General features: G+C 56.6%; 18 protein-coding genes. 6 read left to right on the top strand and 12 right to left on the bottom strand.

Features of this window, described 5'->3' with window-relative positions:
- Positions 1–14 precede the first annotated feature (14 nt).
- The 7 genes from ABLV08_RS17025 to ABLV08_RS16995 form a co-directional block, all read right to left on the bottom strand.
- Positions 15–1,211, bottom strand: coding sequence for an FAD-dependent oxidoreductase (locus ABLV08_RS17025; protein ID WP_047064802.1), 1,197 nt, complete (start codon positions 1,209–1,211; stop codon positions 15–17).
- Complete coding sequence (locus tag ABLV08_RS17020) at positions 1,208–2,134, bottom strand: VOC family protein (protein WP_045363635.1); 927 nt, start codon at positions 2,132–2,134, stop codon at positions 1,208–1,210. Before ABLV08_RS17020 ends, ABLV08_RS17025 begins: the two co-directional genes overlap by 4 nt.
- An 88-nt stretch (positions 2,135–2,222) precedes the next feature.
- A complete protein-coding gene (locus ABLV08_RS17015) occupies positions 2,223–3,011 on the bottom strand; it encodes an IclR family transcriptional regulator (RefSeq protein ID WP_015703447.1) in 789 nt (262 codons plus the stop codon).
- Positions 3,012–3,024: 13 nt separating this feature from the next.
- On the bottom strand, positions 3,025–3,774 hold the full coding sequence (locus ABLV08_RS17010; protein WP_032456612.1) for an SDR family oxidoreductase: 750 nt from the start codon (positions 3,772–3,774) through the stop codon (positions 3,025–3,027).
- Positions 3,774–4,796, bottom strand: a complete 1,023-nt coding sequence (locus ABLV08_RS17005; RefSeq protein WP_015369746.1) for an aromatic ring-hydroxylating dioxygenase subunit alpha — start codon at positions 4,794–4,796, stop codon at positions 3,774–3,776. The genes ABLV08_RS17010 and ABLV08_RS17005 overlap by 1 nt, the downstream gene beginning before the upstream one ends.
- A gap of 10 nt (positions 4,797–4,806) precedes the next feature.
- Positions 4,807–5,115 (bottom strand): recombinase-like helix-turn-helix domain-containing protein, encoded by a 309-nt coding sequence (locus ABLV08_RS17000; protein ID WP_004144765.1) that lies wholly within the window; start codon positions 5,113–5,115, stop codon positions 4,807–4,809.
- Entirely contained in the window at positions 5,112–5,435 is a 324-nt protein-coding gene (locus ABLV08_RS16995; RefSeq protein ID WP_004151769.1) for a non-heme iron oxygenase ferredoxin subunit, read from the bottom strand. The genes ABLV08_RS17000 and ABLV08_RS16995 overlap by 4 nt, the downstream gene beginning before the upstream one ends.
- A gap of 427 nt (positions 5,436–5,862) precedes the next feature.
- On the opposite strand from ABLV08_RS16995, the gene ABLV08_RS16990 reads away from it, so the two are divergent.
- Positions 5,863–7,077, top strand: a complete 1,215-nt coding sequence (locus ABLV08_RS16990) for an MFS transporter (protein WP_032712511.1) — start codon at positions 5,863–5,865, stop codon at positions 7,075–7,077.
- Between the two features lie 3 nt (positions 7,078–7,080).
- Here the strand turns inward: ABLV08_RS16990 and speB are convergent, their stop codons facing one another.
- From speB to ABLV08_RS16965, 5 genes are all read right to left on the bottom strand, one after another.
- Positions 7,081–8,001 carry an agmatinase gene (gene speB / locus ABLV08_RS16985; RefSeq protein WP_015369744.1) on the bottom strand — a complete coding sequence of 307 codons (921 nt, stop codon included), beginning with the start codon at positions 7,999–8,001 and terminating at the stop codon, positions 7,081–7,083.
- Positions 8,002–8,154: 153 nt separating this feature from the next.
- Positions 8,155–8,883, bottom strand: a complete 729-nt coding sequence (locus tag ABLV08_RS16980) for a membrane protein (RefSeq protein WP_032712512.1) — start codon at positions 8,881–8,883, stop codon at positions 8,155–8,157.
- Between the two features lie 152 nt (positions 8,884–9,035).
- Positions 9,036–11,012 carry a biosynthetic arginine decarboxylase gene (gene speA, locus ABLV08_RS16975; protein ID WP_020077953.1) on the bottom strand — a complete coding sequence of 659 codons (1,977 nt, stop codon included), beginning with the start codon at positions 11,010–11,012 and terminating at the stop codon, positions 9,036–9,038.
- 8 nt (positions 11,013–11,020) lie between these two features.
- Positions 11,021–11,137 carry an acid stress response protein YqgB gene (gene yqgB, locus ABLV08_RS16970; protein ID WP_015369741.1) on the bottom strand — a complete coding sequence of 39 codons (117 nt, stop codon included), beginning with the start codon at positions 11,135–11,137 and terminating at the stop codon, positions 11,021–11,023.
- 404 nt (positions 11,138–11,541) lie between these two features.
- Positions 11,542–11,814 carry a hypothetical protein gene (locus ABLV08_RS16965; protein WP_221914121.1) on the bottom strand — a complete coding sequence of 91 codons (273 nt, stop codon included), beginning with the start codon at positions 11,812–11,814 and terminating at the stop codon, positions 11,542–11,544.
- Positions 11,815–11,950: 136 nt separating this feature from the next.
- On the opposite strand from ABLV08_RS16965, the gene metK reads away from it, so the two are divergent.
- The 5 genes from metK (at position 11,951) to rsmE (ending at position 17,091) form a co-directional block, all read left to right on the top strand.
- Positions 11,951–13,105, top strand: coding sequence for a methionine adenosyltransferase (gene metK / locus ABLV08_RS16960; protein WP_004149807.1), 1,155 nt, complete (start codon positions 11,951–11,953; stop codon positions 13,103–13,105).
- Between the two features lie 391 nt (positions 13,106–13,496).
- Positions 13,497–14,891, top strand: coding sequence for a sugar porter family MFS transporter (locus ABLV08_RS16955; RefSeq protein ID WP_015369739.1), 1,395 nt, complete (start codon positions 13,497–13,499; stop codon positions 14,889–14,891).
- Between the two features lie 77 nt (positions 14,892–14,968).
- Positions 14,969–15,469, top strand: coding sequence for a SprT family zinc-dependent metalloprotease (locus ABLV08_RS16950; RefSeq protein ID WP_020077952.1), 501 nt, complete (start codon positions 14,969–14,971; stop codon positions 15,467–15,469).
- A gap of 94 nt (positions 15,470–15,563) precedes the next feature.
- Entirely contained in the window at positions 15,564–16,271 is a 708-nt protein-coding gene (gene endA / locus ABLV08_RS16945; RefSeq protein WP_015369737.1) for a deoxyribonuclease I, read from the top strand.
- Positions 16,272–16,359: 88 nt separating this feature from the next.
- Complete coding sequence (rsmE, locus tag ABLV08_RS16940; RefSeq protein ID WP_015369736.1) at positions 16,360–17,091, top strand: 16S rRNA (uracil(1498)-N(3))-methyltransferase; 732 nt, start codon at positions 16,360–16,362, stop codon at positions 17,089–17,091.
- Positions 17,092–17,114 lie beyond the last annotated feature (23 nt).

Below are 17,114 nucleotides of genomic sequence, written 5' to 3'. Positions count from 1 at the left end.
AGGGTTCGCGTTAATTATCGCAATGACATCAGCGAGAAAGTCGGGTCAGCGAGCGGGACGTCAGAGAGATCCCTCCCCGCCGCCATCCAGCGCTTCGCCAGCTTCACGGTACGTGCATTATTGAAGGCCACCAGCTGCGTTAAACGCCCATCGGCATTCAGCGAGAAGTAGAGCGCGCCCTGCGGCTCGTCACGCACGATGGTGCGGCTGCCCGCCTGCGGGATCCCCAGGATCTGGATATTGCGATCGTATTGATCCGACCACAGCCACGGCGCCTCGTCGTAGCCGCTGGCCTGCGGATCGAGCATCGCTTTCGCCGTCGCGATGGCCTGATTTTGCGCAAAGGCCCACGACTGAATGCACAGGCCGTATTGATGGTGCTGGGCGACATCGCCGGCGGCGAAAATCACCGGATCGCTGCTGCGCCCCTGGGCATCAACGACAATGCCGCGTTCGACAGTGAGCCCGGCATCGCGCGCCAGTTCGAGATTCAGATCGACGCCGATCCCCACCACCACCGCATCGAAGGTTTCCCGCTGGCCATCGCTGTGCAGCGTCGGCAGGCCGTTATCATCTTCCAGCTCCAGCGCGCCGCAGCCGCGGCGAATATCAACGCCCTGCCCGCGATGCAACTGATCCAGGGCCTGCGAGACCTCCATACTGACCGAGCGCATGCACAGCGCCGGCTGCTGTTCATAAAGGGTCACGGCTACGCCGCTTTTGCGCGCCGAGGCGGCGATTTCGAGGCCAATCCAGCCGCCGCCGACGATCGCCAGCCGCGTTGCCGACGCCAGCCGCTGCTTCAGATGCTGCGCGTCCTGCCAGTGGCGCAGGGTATACACCTGCGGATGCTGCCTCCAGGCCTCGGACGGCAGCCGCGCGCGGCCGCCGGTGGCGATCAGTAGTTGGTCGTACGCCAGCGTTTCGCCGTTGCTCAGCGCCAGGGTTTTATTTTGCCGGTCGATCGATTCCGCGCGCAGCGGGCGGTACCAGCGCAGATCCAGCGCCTGCTGCGCCTCGGCGCTGAATAACCGCGGCAGCGCCGGTTCGGCCTCCAGCAATGCCGCTTTCGACAGCGGCGGGCGCTCGTAAAAATCCCATTGCTCTTCGGCAACCACGCAAATCTCGCCGCTAAACCCTTCATCACGCAGCGTTTTCGCTGCCCAGCCGCCAGCCTGGCCGCCGCCGATAATGACTATCCGCGCCGTCATACCGCCTCCGGTTTTTTCTGCTGGCGACGGGTATCGTGATCGATACCGCCTTCCACCGCCCATTCGGTAAAGGACACGAGTGAATGCTCCAGTTCGCGCGGCTGCCAGTTTTCCGTCAGATAGTCATCGTTGGTGTAGTACTCAAAAGCGCCGCCGGTCGGGCTGTTGACATACCAGAAGTAGGCCGAGGAGACCGGATGGCGGCCGGGACCGATAAACGTGCTCCACGCGTTTTTATTCATCGCAATGCCGCCGCCGATCACTTCATGAATATCCCGTACGGTAAACGCGACGTGGTTTAGCCCGCGCTTGCGGTTGGGCAACTGCAATAAGAAGAGGTTATGGTGTCCGCCGCGCACGCCGCAGCGCAGGAACACCGCGCGATTGATATAGCGGTCTGACACCTGGAAGCCGAGGACTTCGCGATAGAAACTTTCCACCGCCGCCAGTTCTTCCACGAAGAACACCACGTGGCCGACGTTAATCGGCTGCGCGCGGTCGTACACCGGGCTCGGGGTGTCGATGCGACGCACATCGCCCCACTGGTTGATCGGTTCAACGTTCAGTTCAACCGCCGTTTGCTGGCTAACCTGCACCCGCAGTGTCATACCGTTGGGATCGCGGCACTCCAGCGCGCCGTCGATTTCACGGAAAGCGGGCTGAAGTTCCAGCTTCGGGCGCAGCGCATCCAGCGCCGCCCAATCCGCCACGCCCCAGGTCATGCGACGCAGGGTGTTGCCCGCCTCAAAGGCTGGCGGCAGGTCGGCGGCATCGGTCGGGTTAAGTTCGACCCGCGCGCCGCTGAGGGTGGTAAACGCGCGGCCGCTGGCGTCGCCGGTCAGGCCAAAATCGCGCATGAATTTAGCGCTGTGGTTCAGGTCGTCTACGCCAAATTCCAGCTTTTCAATTCCGGTAATACTCATTATTCGTCGCCTCTTTACCGTTCAGTCGCCCGAATTTGGGCGTAAAACATGCCCGACGCAATCAAGCGCCTGCAGTTAAGTTGTTGATTTAACTTGCCTGTGACAAATATCCGAGGAAGCCGGAAATTTTGTCCGCCGCCATACTGACGTCGTTCTGCAACCGTTCGCGATCGCTTTGCGGGATCTCGTCCGACGGCACCAGAATGCTGACGACCGCCGCCACCCGGCCGCTGCGGTCAAAGACCGGATAGACAATCGATGAGATGCCGTGGCGATAGAACGATTCGCCAATCACGTAGCCGCGGGCTTTATCCTGCTGCACCATCTGCCACAGCGCTTCGCGGTCGTACAGCTGGCCCGGCGTATTGCCCGGCAGACGTTCATTCGGGAACAATTGTTCAAACTCGCTGCGGGAAACATCGGTCAGCAGCATGCGGCCAAGCGAGGTACAGTGCACCGGTAGCCGCGTTCCGACGCTGACCTGGTTGATACGCGAACCGGCGGCGCTGACGCGGGCGATGTAGATAATGTCGCGGCCATCGCGGATCGCCAGATGGCTGCTGCACTGGCTGATATCGCGCAGTTGCTCGATGACCGGCTGACCCACCTGAGCGACATCCAGTGAGGCGATATATTCAAAGCCCAGACGCAGTACGTTCATGCCCAGCGAAAAGGTATTGGTGCGGGCATTGCGCTCGAGAAAGCCCATATATTCCAGCGTCTGCACCACGCGATAGGCGGTCGCTTTCGGCATATCCACCAGCCGATGCAGCTCGGCAAAGGTTAGATCGCGATGCTGTTCGCCAAACGCCAGCAGCAGTTGTAAACCGCGCTCCAGACCCGGTACCAGGTACTTCACTTCCTGATCGTTCGCCATACCGCCTCACTTGTTAGTTAAAGACAAAACCGCCGTTGACCGGGATCAGTTGGCCGGTGATAAAGCGCGAAAGATCGCTCAGCAGCCAGACCACGCTGCCGGTGACATCTTCCGGCTGCTGCGCGCCGCTGAGCGCGCGGCCGTTCTCATACAGCTGATGACGCTCGGCGGGAACGTATTCCGTGGCCTCAACGCGGGTCAGTCCCGGCGCGATGGCGTTGATACGGATCCGCTTTTCACCCAACTCGCGGGCCATGGAGCGGGTCATCGCAATCACCGCGCCCTTACTGGCGACATAGGCCATCAGCCGCGGCGCGCCCCACAGCGCGGTATCCGAAGCGACGTTGACGATCGCCGACCCTTCGCGCAGCAGCGGTACCGCCTCGCGGGTCACCAGCCAGGTGCCTTTGACATTGACCGTCATCACCCGATCCCACAGGTCCGGATCGTAATCGATCATATTTTTACCGCCGACGCCGGTGGCCATCGCCGCGTTATTGACTAAGCCATCGATAGGCCCCTGCGCGCCGATGGCGCTGAAGACCTGCTCGATCGACGCTTGACTGGCAAGATCGATGGCGTGGGATTCGATCTGATAGCCCTTCTGCTGCAGGCGATGAGCGCTTTCCGCCAGCTCCCCCTGCAGGATGTCGCACATCACCACCGTCGCGCCCTGCGCGGCGCAGGCTTCGGCAAAGTGGTAACCCAGGCCGCGCGCCGCGCCGGTGACGACAATACGTTTACCGTTCAGCAGGCCGTTCATCAGGCGGCACCCTGCTGCGCTTCGCGAAGCGCTAACTGCTCTTTCGCCGCTTTCTGCATCATGCGGCGCAGGCGGGACAAACCGACGTCATGTTGATAGAGATATTCATGATCGCGGGCGTTCGGCGCCAGGCTTTCCAGCACCACGCGATCCTGTTCCAGTACTTCCCAGTGCAGTTTTTCCAGACGGTTGCGGTACATAAAGCGCCACAGATCGCGCTGCCAGCCCTGAACGCCGCGGATGCGCCAGAAGAAGACGCGGCAGTTGTCGTTATCTTCCGGAACCACCATGCCGACGATCCAGAAGTGGCCGCCCGGCCCGAAACGCTTTTTGTACGGAATAGACAGGCGCATCCAGTAGGCGCCGCTGTTGCCCAGTTCAACCCAGTCAAAGTTGACGCCGCTCTGCCCTTTTTTCTCGAAGATAAAGCCGGTTTTCGTCGGCTGCAGCACCATATCGGCTTTGCGATCGCCTTCCGCCATCGAATGCGATGACGAGTGCAGATAGGTACCGTGCATCGGGTCCATCACGTTTTCCAGCGCGTACTGGTAGTTGCATTTCCACGCCGCGGTGCACAGGAAGTTACTGTATTTTTCGTGGTTGGCCAGTTCCTCCGGGAAGCTCAGTTCATCCGGCTGCTGGTCGGCGGTGACGCCGAACCACAGGAAGATTGCCCCATGCGCTTCCTGCACGTTGTAGCTGCGCACGCACTGCTGGCCGACCAGCGGGCAGCGGTCAACCGCCGGGACGTCTTTGACTTCGCCGTTACCGGCGACTTCCACGCCGTGATACCAGCAGGCGATACGATCGCCTAAGTTCCAGCCCATTGACAGACGCGCGCCGCGATGCGGGCAGCGGTCTTCCAGCGCCTGCACCTGACCGTCTTTATTCCGCCAGACCACGATCTGCTCGCCGAGACGGGTAATGCCTACCGGCGCAGACTGCACTTCCCAGCTCGCCAGCACCGGATACCACAGGCCGCGCAGTCCTTTATCAAGATAGTTTTGTACCGTTGTCGTCATCGCTGTGTCCTCAGTAGCCGTTAACCTGTAAAAATGCCTGGAAGCTGCTTTCGCTCCACGGTTCGCCCTGTTGGTCATGCATCCTGACGCCATTGAGGCCGTTCACCAGTTCACCGAGACTTTCCGCGCCCTGCTCGAACAACGTTTCCAGGGTGGCGATAAGCTGCAGTTCCCAGTTTTCCGGCACCCGGCTGCGGGTTTGCCAAATCAGATTGTGATAGTCGCCAGGCTTATGGATATTGCCGTTTCCGCCTTCCGCCGGTGGCGTAAACTGGCGGCTTTCCGGTAGCGCCGGGTTGAAGTCCAGGGATTCGCTCATGCCACGTTCTCCTCGATAAAGGTAATCTGGATCTGATTGTCGTATACCCGCACCGGGTAACGATTAAGGTTGCGACCGCCGGGGCCATGCAGGCACTGGCCGGTTTTGACGTCGAATACCGCCTCATGCAGCGGGCATTCCACCTTGCCATCTTCGACAAAGCCCTGGCTCAGGAGCGCATAGGCATGAGGGCAAACGTCTTCCAGCGCGTAATATTCGCCATCAATCAGATAAATACCGATTTCCTTACCGTCGATATTGCCGCTATATGGGAAATCTTCCTGTACTTGCTCCGCGTCACATACGCCTATCCAGCTCATCGCAATCCTCCGGGCTTATGTTTCATATATGAAACTCTGTTTCTTATTTAATACGGTCAATATAAAAGCGGTGAATGTTTCGTCAAGCGTTAATGTGACGAACTTGTTAATGAATGGCTTTTAAATTAGCTAAGTGTGCAATTGATCACGAAAAACTGCATTCAGATGAAATGATGATATTTAAAGCGGTGATCCATTATAAATAAAAATGCCGATTTAAATTTCACATACGACTATTGACTTCTTTTCAAATCGATCATTAAAAATGGGCAATAGCGGAAACCATGGTGTTTCACCCATGAAACAACTCTTTATTTAATCATTTAAAAACAATGAGTTTCACAGGTGAACCATTTTACTCATGTAACTATTTCTGGCGTTAAAAAATAATAACTGGCAATCATTAAATTAAGCGTGGAGACAACGAATGGCGGCAAGATGGCAAGGGGTAATAGCATTACTTTTGTTAATAATCATTTCCTACGTCGATCGGGTAAATATCTCGGTGATGATCCTTAATCCGGAATTCGCTGCCCATTTTCAGTTAAATGAAAACAGAATGTTACAAGGTATGCTAATGACATGCTTTCTTCTGGGTTATGGTTTTTCGGCATTATTATTAACCCCAGTTATAGAAAGTAGATGGCATTATCGTCAGGGACTGTTAAGCAGCATTGCGATATGGGCGCTGGTGTGCGCCATTTCCCCGCTACTCGGCTCACTGCTGGGAATGTTGATCGCGCGCATCGTTCTTGGCGTGGCGGAGGGGCCGCTGTTCTCTCTGAAAACGCGCTTTATCAACGACAACTTCGCCGCCGATGAAATAGGCAAGCCGAATGCGCTGACCGCCCTTGGCGTATCGTTGGGGCTGGCGGTAGGCTTCCCGCTGGTCACCTGGCTGATGGCGCACGTTGGCTGGATCGGCTCCTTCTACGCGCTGGCGCTGCTTAACCTGCTACTCGGCGGCGGATTAATCTGGCGGTTTCTCCCCGCGCCACAAGTAACCTCACAGCGCGCGAAGCCGGGTTTCAGGCAGACTTTCGCCCTCGCCTGGCGCACGCCGCTGCTAGGCTGGATCCTGCTGGTAGAAATCGCCACACTCAGCTATCTGTGGGGGAGTAGCGCCTGGTTGCCCGCCTGGCTGCGCGACGAGCACCACTTCTCGCTACAGGCTACCGGCCTGCTGGCGGCTGTCCCCTTTCTGTTAAGCCTCGGCTCAAAGTTTCTTGGCGGCGTGCTCCTCGACAAAATGCGCCCGGAGCAGGCGCCGCTGCTGTTTATTATCGGCGGCCTACTCACCGCCGGTTCTGTGCTGGCGCTGATGCTCAGCCATCAGCCGGCGATGCTGGCGCTGTTTATGCTGGCGGCGAACGTTTTCTGGGGATTACAGGGGGCAGCGATCCCCGCGGTGGTTCAGCATCACGCCCCGCGCGAAGCGGTGGGCAGCGCCTATGGGATCATTAACGGCATTGGCAATATTTGCGCGGCGTTTATTCCGCTGCTGATGGGAGTGGTGATGAAATCGGTGGGATCGGTCAGTTCAGGTTTTTCCGTTCTGGTGGCATCGCAGCTGATCACGCTGTGCGCCGGCGGCGTACTGCTGCTGCGCATGCGTCGCGCAGCAGCAGCAGTAAACGCTTAAAAATTAGTCGCCTTTCTTCGCCGCCTGAATATAAAGCATCTCCAGCGCCAGAGTCGCCGCCGCCAGGGCGGTGATTTCGGACTGGTCATAGGCCGGGGCGACTTCAACCACGTCCATCCCGACGATGTTCAGATCCTTCAGGCCGCGCACCAGTTTGATCGCACGGTCGGAGGTGAGTCCACCGATCACCGGCGTACCGGTACCTGGCGCAAATGCCGGATCCAAGCAGTCGATATCGAAGGTCAGGTACACCGGCATATCGCCGACGATCTGCTTCACCTGAGCGATGATGTCATCGACGCTGCGGTCGTTAACCTGGCCCGCATCAAGCACGGTAAAACCGTTATCTTTATCGAATTCGGTACGAATACCGATCTGCACGGAGTGGTTCGGATCGATAAGCCCTTCGTTCGGCGCGGTGTAGAACATGGTGCCGTGGTCGAATTCACAGCCGTTGGCGTAGGTATCGGTGTGGGCATCGAAGTGTACCAGCGCCATTTTACCGAAATGCTTGGCGTGGGCGCGCAGCAGCGGCAGGGTGACGAAATGGTCGCCGCCGAAGGAGAGCATGCGTTTACCGGCCGCCAGCAGTTTCTCCGCGTGCGCCTGCAGTTTCTCGCTCATTTCGCGGGCGTCGCCGAAGGCGTAGACCAGATCGCCGCAGTCCACGACGTTCAGGCGTTCGCGCATGTCGAAGTTCCATGGGAAACGGTTGTGCTCCCAGGCAAGGTTGGTTGACACCTGACGGATCGCCGCCGGGCCATGACGGCCGCCCGCGCGCCCGGAGGTCGCCATATCAAACGGCACGCCGGTGATGACCCAATCCGCATCGCTTTCATACGGCATAAAGTTCATCGGCAGACGCAGGAAACCAAAGGCGTTGGATACCAGGGAGTTATCGTATTGATGACCTAAAGTGCTCATGGATATGACCTCTTTTCGCAGTCGTGGTACGTAAAAAATAAGTATAAAAAAACCCCTCCGCGTCGTTAGGCCCGACGAGGAAGGGTTTGAATTGGGTTACTGCTTATGGGCATAAATTATCGCCCGAAAAACGCCCGGCAGCAAGCGGGACGTTTATTTTTGACAAGGCGCCGGGGCGAAACCGTCCGCCTGGAAGGCCTGGCTCGCGCACGGCGGTAGCGACGCTTGCTCTTTTCCACGTAAAGCGAAGGCCGCAAAACCAATGACTCCAACGTTACGCGTGTCGCCCTGTACGGAATGGGCGGCATAAGATTGCGCGACGTTTGAAAATTCGAATGCCGCCTCGATACGGCTGTTTTTACGAAAGCCTTTGATCGCTAACGAGCCACCAGCAGGCACAATGTAGCCATTGTTGTTAAGCGAACCGGCCTTACCGCTCAGGACATCGAGACCATCCACCGTGGCGACAATTTCATAATCCACGCTGTGGCTATAATTACGGACATATAATTGATACTGAGTACCAACGCGGGCCGCAATGGCGTATTGCCATTTTCCCGTGGAATTATTATAGCTGCGAGTAATAGGGAGAGAGTTAAAATTAGCATCGCGCACCGCATATTCCAGATCGCTATTACGAATGCTATAGCGCTGGTCAAACCCGGTTTGATATTGACCGGAATAATTAATTAGTACGATCTCATCAGGATGGGAATCTACGCGTTCTGCAGACACGCCTTTAACCGTTGAGTGAACGTCGCTGCCCCAGCGGGTGGCAACCTCAGTGGAGAGTGCCGTGCGGGTATTGTACTCCGGCTGTTTTGCGCAGCCGCTTAAAAATAATAAACCGATAATAAGACCGTAACGCGGTATGCTTTTCATATTCCGTCCCTGTTTCACTGAATGTTAATTCCCTGCGGCAGTGTACGGACCTTTGTCATTTTAAAAAGCAGCTACCATGATGTTTCAGATTTCATTTATAAAAAAGGGCCGGTTCAGGAATATAAACCGGCCCGCCAGCGGATAACTCTTAGTTACTCATCTTCAAGATAAGTATACCCGTACAGCCCCGCTTCGAACTCTTCGAGGAACTGCTGCTGCAGCTCGGCGTCGAGTCCGGTATTTTTCACCTGATCGCGGAACTGGGTCAGCAACGTATTCGGATCCAGTTGAACATACTGCAGCATATCCGCCACCGTATCGCCCTCATCGGAGAGCTCAACCTCAACGCTACCGTCCGGGAAGACGAAGACGTCTACCGCTTCGGTGTCGCCGAACAGGTTGTGCATGTTGCCGAGGATCTCCTGATAAGCGCCAACCATAAAGAAGCCCAGCATTGGCGGGTTCTCCGGGTCGTATTCCGGCATCGGCATGGTGGTGGCGATCCCGTCGCCGTCAACATAGTGATCGATGGCGCCATCGGAGTCGCAGGTAATATCCAGCAGCACCGCGCGGCGTTCCGGCGACTTGTTCAGCCCTTCCAGCGGCATCACCGGGAACAGCTGATCGATACCCCAGGCATCCGGCATCGACTGGAACAGCGAGAAGTTGACGTAGATTTTATCCGCCATACGTTCCTGCAGCTCATCGATAATCGGGCGATGGGCGCGGTTGCTTGGATCGAGCTGTTTTTGCACCTCATGGCACATGTTCAGATACAGCTGTTCCGCCCACGCGCGCTCCTGCAGGTTGAAGGTGCCTGAGGAGTAGCCGATGTGGATATCGTGCAGATCCATTTGGCTGTCATGCAGCCATTCACGCAGCGAGCGGCGGTTGCCGGTTTCGTGCATCTCCAGCCAGGTTTCCCACATGCTCTGCAGCGGACGCGCGGCGTCTTCCGCCGGCGGGGTCGCCTCGGTGTATTCGTTGCGCTCGACGCCGATAATGTTGGAAACCAGTACGGTGTGGTGCGCGGTCACCGCGCGGCCGGACTCAGTAATCACCGTCGGGTGCGGCAGGCCGTTCTCTTCACAGGCATCGCCGATCGCCCAGATGATATTGTTGGCGTACTCATTCAGGCCGTAGTTCACCGAACAGTCGGACTGCGAGCGGGTCCCTTCATAGTCCACGCCCAGACCGCCGCCGACATCGAAGCACTGAATATTGACGCCCAGCTTATGCAGCTCGACGTAGAAACGCGCCGATTCGCGCACGCCGGTGGCGATATCGCGAATGTTGGCCATCTGCGAGCCGAGGTGGAAGTGCAGCAGTTGCAGGCTCTCAAGATGGCCTGCCTCGCGCAGAATTTCGACCAGTTGCAGCACCTGCGTCGCCGCGAGGCCAAATTTGGATTTCTCACCGCCGGAGGACTGCCATTTACCGGAGCCCTGCGAAGCCAGACGCGCACGCACGCCAAGGCGCGGCACTACGTTCAGACGGGCGGCCTCTTCCAGCACGATGGCGATTTCCGACATCTTCTCGATGACCAGATAGACCTTATGGCCCATCTTCTCACCCACCAGCGCCAGACGGATGTATTCGCGATCTTTATAACCGTTACAGACGATCACGCTACGGGTCATCCCCGCGTGCGCCAGCACCGCCATCAGCTCAGCCTTCGAACCGGCCTCCAGCCCCAGCGGTTCGCCGGAGTGGATCAAGGATTCAATCACGCGACGGTGCTGGTTAACCTTGATCGGGTAGACAAGGAAATAGTCGCCGTTATAACCGTAGGATTCACGCGCGCGCTTGAAGGCGGCGTTAATCGAGCGCAGACGATGTTGCAGGATCTGCGGGAAGCAGAACAGCGCCGGCAGGCGTTGTCCCTGGGCTTCGCGCGCTTTGACCAGCTCGGCCAGGTCGACGCGCGCTTCCGGGACGTCAGGATCCGGGCAAACGCTGATATGGCCCAGTTCGTTAACGTCGTAATAGTTATTACCCCACCAGGCAATATTGTAGGTACGTAGCATTTTGCTGGCTTCCTGGGAGCTCATCGCAACCTCCTGCATGGAACGTAGTACACCGTGTTCGCCTGCTGACGAAAGCGAACCCAAAGACATGTCGTCAGACATAGCGAACCTCAACTTGTAATATTAACTACTATCGCAGTCGACAGACGCGATAACAACCCATGAACAGCCTTTAATCCCAGCAGATAGTGCTGGCACTGCAGCTGCGCGACCGGTTTCTTATTCATATATAGTAAAACACGTACCCGAAGCTGGTGTGACAGCCCGGAGAAACCACGAGAAAACCCTTGCTCACGCAAGAGCGCCCTTGTTCAGTTTTCAAAAAGCCTGGAGGCCCTGGAATCCTGAGAAGCGCCGAGATGGGTAGAACATCGGCAGGTTTGCACGAAAGAGATGCAGATTGCGGGATAGAATTGCGCGACAGAACGACGCGACGAATCAGGCGAAAAACGTTGGTTCATTATCTGGTATCACCTCCACACTGCCCCGAAACAGGCCAGCGACAAGCCAAAGCTATACCCGTCATACTTCAAGCTGCAGATGCGTTGGCTGCGTGCGTTCATCCCAGTCACATAGTTATCTATGCTCCTGGGAATTCACGCCCTTGCCGCCTTCCTGCAACTTAAATTATTTAGGGTACATACATATCGAACAGCCGGCGAAACCGCCGCTGTGTAACAGAGTGCTTAACCCGGCTGGAAGTGGCGTCACGAGATGGGGCTTCGTGCGCTTTTTTAATGAGCCGCGCGCGGCGTTTTATACCGAGAAGCGGGGTAAAATGCAAAATAAAAATACGCGCCTTGCCGGGGTTGTCAGGAAAAATTTCCACCACGCTTTTTCCATTAATGCGGGTGATGTCAAAAAAATGTGGAAATGCGATGAAGTTCTGACCTAAAATAGCCATCCAGAAGTTAATCCATCTATACTGATTAACACTCAGACTGCTCGTGTCACTACCTGCAAGCCTTGGTAGGGTCATCTATCAAAGCCTCTCTACACAACAGTATGAGCTACACGAATACTCACAGGTAAAATAAAACATGGCAAAACACCTCTTTACGTCCGAGTCTGTATCAGAAGGGCATCCAGACAAAATTGCTGACCAAATCTCCGATGCCGTGCTGGACGCGATCCTCGAACAGGATCCGAAAGCGCGCGTAGCCTGCGAAACCTACGTTAAAACCGGCATGGTTCTGGTTGGCGGTGAAATCACCACCAGCGCATGGGTTGATATCGAAGAGATCACCCGTAACACGGTGCGTGAAATTGGCTACGTGCATTCCGATATGGGCTTTGACGCCAACTCTTGTGCCGTCCTGAGCGCCATTGGTAAACAGTCCCCGGACATCAACCAGGGCGTTGACCGTGCCGACCCGCTGGAACAGGGCGCGGGCGACCAGGGCCTGATGTTTGGTTATGCCACTAACGAAACTGACGTGCTGATGCCGGCTCCGGTGACCTATGCTCACCGTCTGGTACAGCGCCAGGCTGAAGTCCGCAAAAACGGCACCCTGCCGTGGCTGCGTCCGGACGCGAAAAGCCAGGTCACTTTCCAGTATGACGACGGCAAAATCGTCGGCATCGATGCGGTAGTTCTGTCTACTCAGCACGCTGAAGATATCGATCAGAAATCCCTGCAGGAAGCAGTGATGGAAGAGATCATCAAGCCGATTCTGCCGACCGAATGGCTGAACGCTTCGACCAAGTTCTTCATCAACCCGACCGGCCGTTTCGTTATCGGCGGCCCGATGGGCGACTGCGGTCTGACCGGTCGTAAGATCATCGTTGATACCTACGGCGGTATGGCTCGCCACGGCGGCGGCGCGTTCTCCGGTAAAGATCCATCTAAAGTTGACCGTTCCGCAGCCTACGCGGCGCGCTATGTGGCGAAAAACATCGTTGCCGCAGGCCTTGCCGATCGTTGTGAGATTCAGGTTTCCTACGCTATCGGCGTCGCTGAACCGACCTCAATCATGGTCGAAACCTTCGGCACCGAAAAAGTGCCTTCTGAACAGCTGACCCTGCTGGTACGCGAGTTCTTCGACCTGCGTCCATACGGCCTGATTCAGATGCTGGATCTGCTGCACCCGATCTACAAAGAGACCGCGGCTTACGGTCACTTTGGTCGCGAACATTTCCCATGGGAAAAAACCGACAAAGCAGCCCTGCTGCGCGAAGCGGCTGGCCTGAAATAAGCCACCCCGCTTGACGACTTAAGGCCAGCCCCGCGCTGGCCTTTTTGTTGCCCCTCATTCCCCACATCTAACGCTTCCTGCCCTTTTTTGTCATGCAGGCCATAGACAATGGAAGCGATTACATATCTGTTATAGAGCCTGGCGTAACTGAGCATTCTTTTGAAGCCAATTCTTTTCACAATGTTACATACCATGTCGAACCTCACCGTTTCAGCGCAATCTTATTGGCGATAATTGCCTTTTATATCTATGATTTGAATATGTTTTTGCTGATTACATATCTTTACCTTAGTGTAACCGATTACACAGTCGTGATTGTAATCACGTTTTTTTGTCCTGCACTCCCCTACTCTAAGCATCGACAGAATCAATAACTCAACTGGAGGGCGTTATGCCTGACAATAAAAAACAAGGGCGTTCAAACAAGACGATGACGTTCTTTGTCTGTTTCCTCGCCGCGCTGGCCGGCTTACTGTTCGGCCTTGATATCGGCGTTATTGCCGGCGCCTTACCGTTCATTGCCAATGAATTCCAAATCAGCGCACACACCCAGGAGTGGGTGGTCAGCTCCATGATGTTCGGCGCCGCCGTCGGCGCAGTGGGCAGCGGCTGGCTCTCTTTCAAACTTGGGCGTAAAAAAAGTCTGATGATCGGCGCGATCCTGTTCGTTGCGGGCTCGCTATTTTCCGCCGCCGCGCCGAACGTCGAAATCCTGCTAATTTCCCGCGTATTGCTGGGGCTGGCGGTTGGCGTCGCCTCTTACACCGCGCCGCTGTACTTGTCGGAAATCGCGCCGGAGAAAATCCGCGGCAGTATGATTTCGATGTACCAGTTGATGATTACCATCGGTATTCTCGGCGCCTATCTTTCCGATACCGCCTTCAGCTATAGCGGCGCGTGGCGCTGGATGCTCGGCGTGATTATCATCCCGGCAGTCCTGCTGCTGATCGGCGTTATCTTCCTGCCGGATAGCCCGCGCTGGTTTGCCGCTAAACGCCGTTTCGTCGATGCCGAGCGCGTCCTGCTGCGCCTGCGAGATACCAGCGCCGAAGCCAAACGCGAGCTCGATGAAATCCGCGAAAGCCTGAAAGTCAAACAGTCCGGCTGGGCGCTGTTCAAAGAGAACAGCAACTTCCGCCGTGCGGTATTCCTCGGCGTACTGCTGCAGATCATGCAACAGTTCACCGGAATGAACGTCATCATGTACTATGCGCCGAAGATTTTTGAACTGGCGGGCTATGCCAATACCACTGAGCAAATGTGGGGCACCGTGATCGTCGGCCTGACCAACGTACTGGCCACCTTTATCGCTATCGGCCTGGTCGACCGCTGGGGCCGCAAACCGACGCTGATCCTCGGCTTTATCGTGATGGCCGCCGGTATGGGCGTACTGGGCAGCATGATGCATATCGGTATTCATTCTGCTACCGCACAGTACTTCGCGGTACTGATGCTGCTGATGTTTATCGTCGGCTTCGCGATGAGCGCCGGCCCGCTGATTTGGGTACTGTGTTCGGAAATCCAGCCGCTGAAAGGCCGCGATTTCGGTATCACCTGCTCCACCGCGACCAACTGGATTGCCAATATGATCGTCGGCGCCACCTTCCTGACCATGCTGAACTCTCTCGGCAGCGCCAACACCTTCTGGGTCTACGGCGGTCTGAACGTGCTGTTTATCCTGCTGACTATCTGGCTGATTCCGGAAACCAAAAACGTCTCGCTGGAACATATTGAACGCAACCTGATGCAGGGACGTCCGCTGCGCGAAATCGGCGCTCGCGATTAATCCCCTCTGTGCTTCCTCCCCTTCGGGAGGAAGCTTCTTCTTGCTCTCCACCGCGCGGCGCACTATCCTCTGGCGCTATGAAAACACCCCGTATTCCCATCGCTATCCAGCAGGCCGTCATGCGTAGCCTGCGGGAGCACCTTGCCACCGCCAATCTCAAGCTGGAACGCCGCTATGCGGAACCGACGCTGGTTTATCAGCAGCGCGGCACCTCCGCAGGCACCGCGTGGCTGGAGAAAAACGAGATCCGCCTTAATCCAGTGCTATTGCTGGAAAATCAGCAGGCGTTTATCGATGAAGTGGTGCCGCACGAACTGGCGCATCTGCTGGTGTGGAAACACTTTGGCCGCGTCGCGCCGCACGGTAAAGAGTGGAAATGGATGATGGAGGCCGTGCTGGGCGTCCCCGCCCGCCGCACCCACCGCTTTGAGCTTGATTCGGTACGCCAGAACACCTTCCCCTATCGCTGCCAGTGCCAGCAGCATCAGCTCACCGTTCGTCGTCATAACCGCGTGGTGCGCGGTGAAGCCACCTACCGCTGCGTTCGCTGCGGCGATCTACTGGTGGCGGAAAAGTAACCACCGGAATTAATTAGAAACTTTCTGATCTGACTGATTGCATCTGACACCCTCATTCGCTACGTTGCGGGCTCGTTTTGACACGGAGTTTACGATGTCCCGTATGTATGTTTTTGCCGTCGCGTTGTTCAGCGTGGCAGCCAGCGGCCCGCTTGCGGCAGCTGGTATTCATAGTTTTTCCCAGGCGAAAGCCGCTGGCGTAAAAGTGAATGCCGACGTCCCCGGCGACTTTTATTGCGGTTGTAAAATCGACTGGCAGGGTAAAAAAGGCGTTATCGATCTGGAATCTTGCGGCTACAAAGTGCGTAAAAACGAGAACCGCGCCAGCCGGGTCGAATGGGAACATGTGGTTCCGGCGTGGCAGTTCGGCCACCAGCGCCAGTGCTGGCAGGATGGTGGACGTAAAAACTGCGCCAAAGATCCGGAATATCGCAAGATGGAAAGCGATATGCATAACCTGCAGCCTGCGGTCGGCGAGGTCAATGGCGATCGCGGCAACTTTATGTACAGCCAGTGGAACGGCGGCGACGGGCAGTATGGTCAATGCGCCATGAAGGTCGATTTCAAAGATAAAGTCGCCGAACCGCCGGTACGCGCCCGCGGCTCGATCGCTCGCACCTACTTCTATATGCGCGACCGCTATCAGCTGACTCTTTCCCGCCAGCAAACCCAGCTATTTACCGCCTGGGATAAGCAGTATCCGGTGACCTCGTGGGAGTGCGAGCGCGATGAGCGAATCGCCAAAGTACAGGGCAACCATAATCCTTACGTCCAGCAGGCTTGCCAGGCGCAAAAGAGCTAACCTACACTAGCGGCAATTGTTAATTTGCAGCCGCCGTCTTCCCCGCTATGGGGAAGACGCTATCTGCGCGAAGAACGGAATATCAAGCATGCGCATTCCTCGCATCCACCACCCGGAACGCATTACCCCCGGCAGCCACATTGCCCTCAGCGAAGACGCGGCAAACCACGTTGGCCGCGTCCTGCGCATGAGCAAAGGTCAGGAAATCCAGCTGTTTGACGGCAGCAATCAGGTTTTTGACGCGGTCATCACCGAAGCGGGTAAGAAAAACGTCATGGTCGAGGTTATCCGTGGCCAGATCGACGATCGTGAATCACCGCTGCACATCCATCTCGGCCAGGTGATGTCACGCGGCGAAAAAATGGAATTCACCATCCAGAAATCGATCGAACTTGGCGTAAGCCTCATAACGCCACTGTTTTCCGAGCGCTGCGGCGTTAAACTGGATGCCGAACGCTTGCAGAAGAAGATTCAGCAGTGGCAGAAAATCGCTATTGCCGCCTGCGAACAGAGCGGCCGTAACATCGTGCCGGAGATTCGCCCGGCGATGCAGCTGGAAGCCTGGTGCGCCGAGGAAGAAAACGGCCTCAAGCTCAACCTGCACCCGCGCGCCAGCGCCAGCATCAATACGCTGCCGCTGCCGGTTGAACGTGTTCGCCTGCTGATTGGCCCGGAAGGCGGTTTGTCGGCGGAAGAGATAGCGATGACCGCTCGCTATCAGTTTACTGATATCCTGTTGGGACCGCGCGTTCTGCGTACTGAGACCACCGCGCTCACCGCCATCACCGCGCTGCAGGTGCGTTTTGGCGATCTGGGCTAAAATCTGGCGCAACGTTCCGCAAA

Source organism: Klebsiella sp. CN_Kp088 (assembly GCF_040064335.1).
GTDB classification, from domain to species: Bacteria; Pseudomonadota; Gammaproteobacteria; order Enterobacterales; family Enterobacteriaceae; genus Klebsiella; species Klebsiella aerogenes.
The sequence above is the reverse complement of the archived record's forward strand: the minus strand, read 5'-3'. Positions and strand labels throughout refer to the sequence as shown.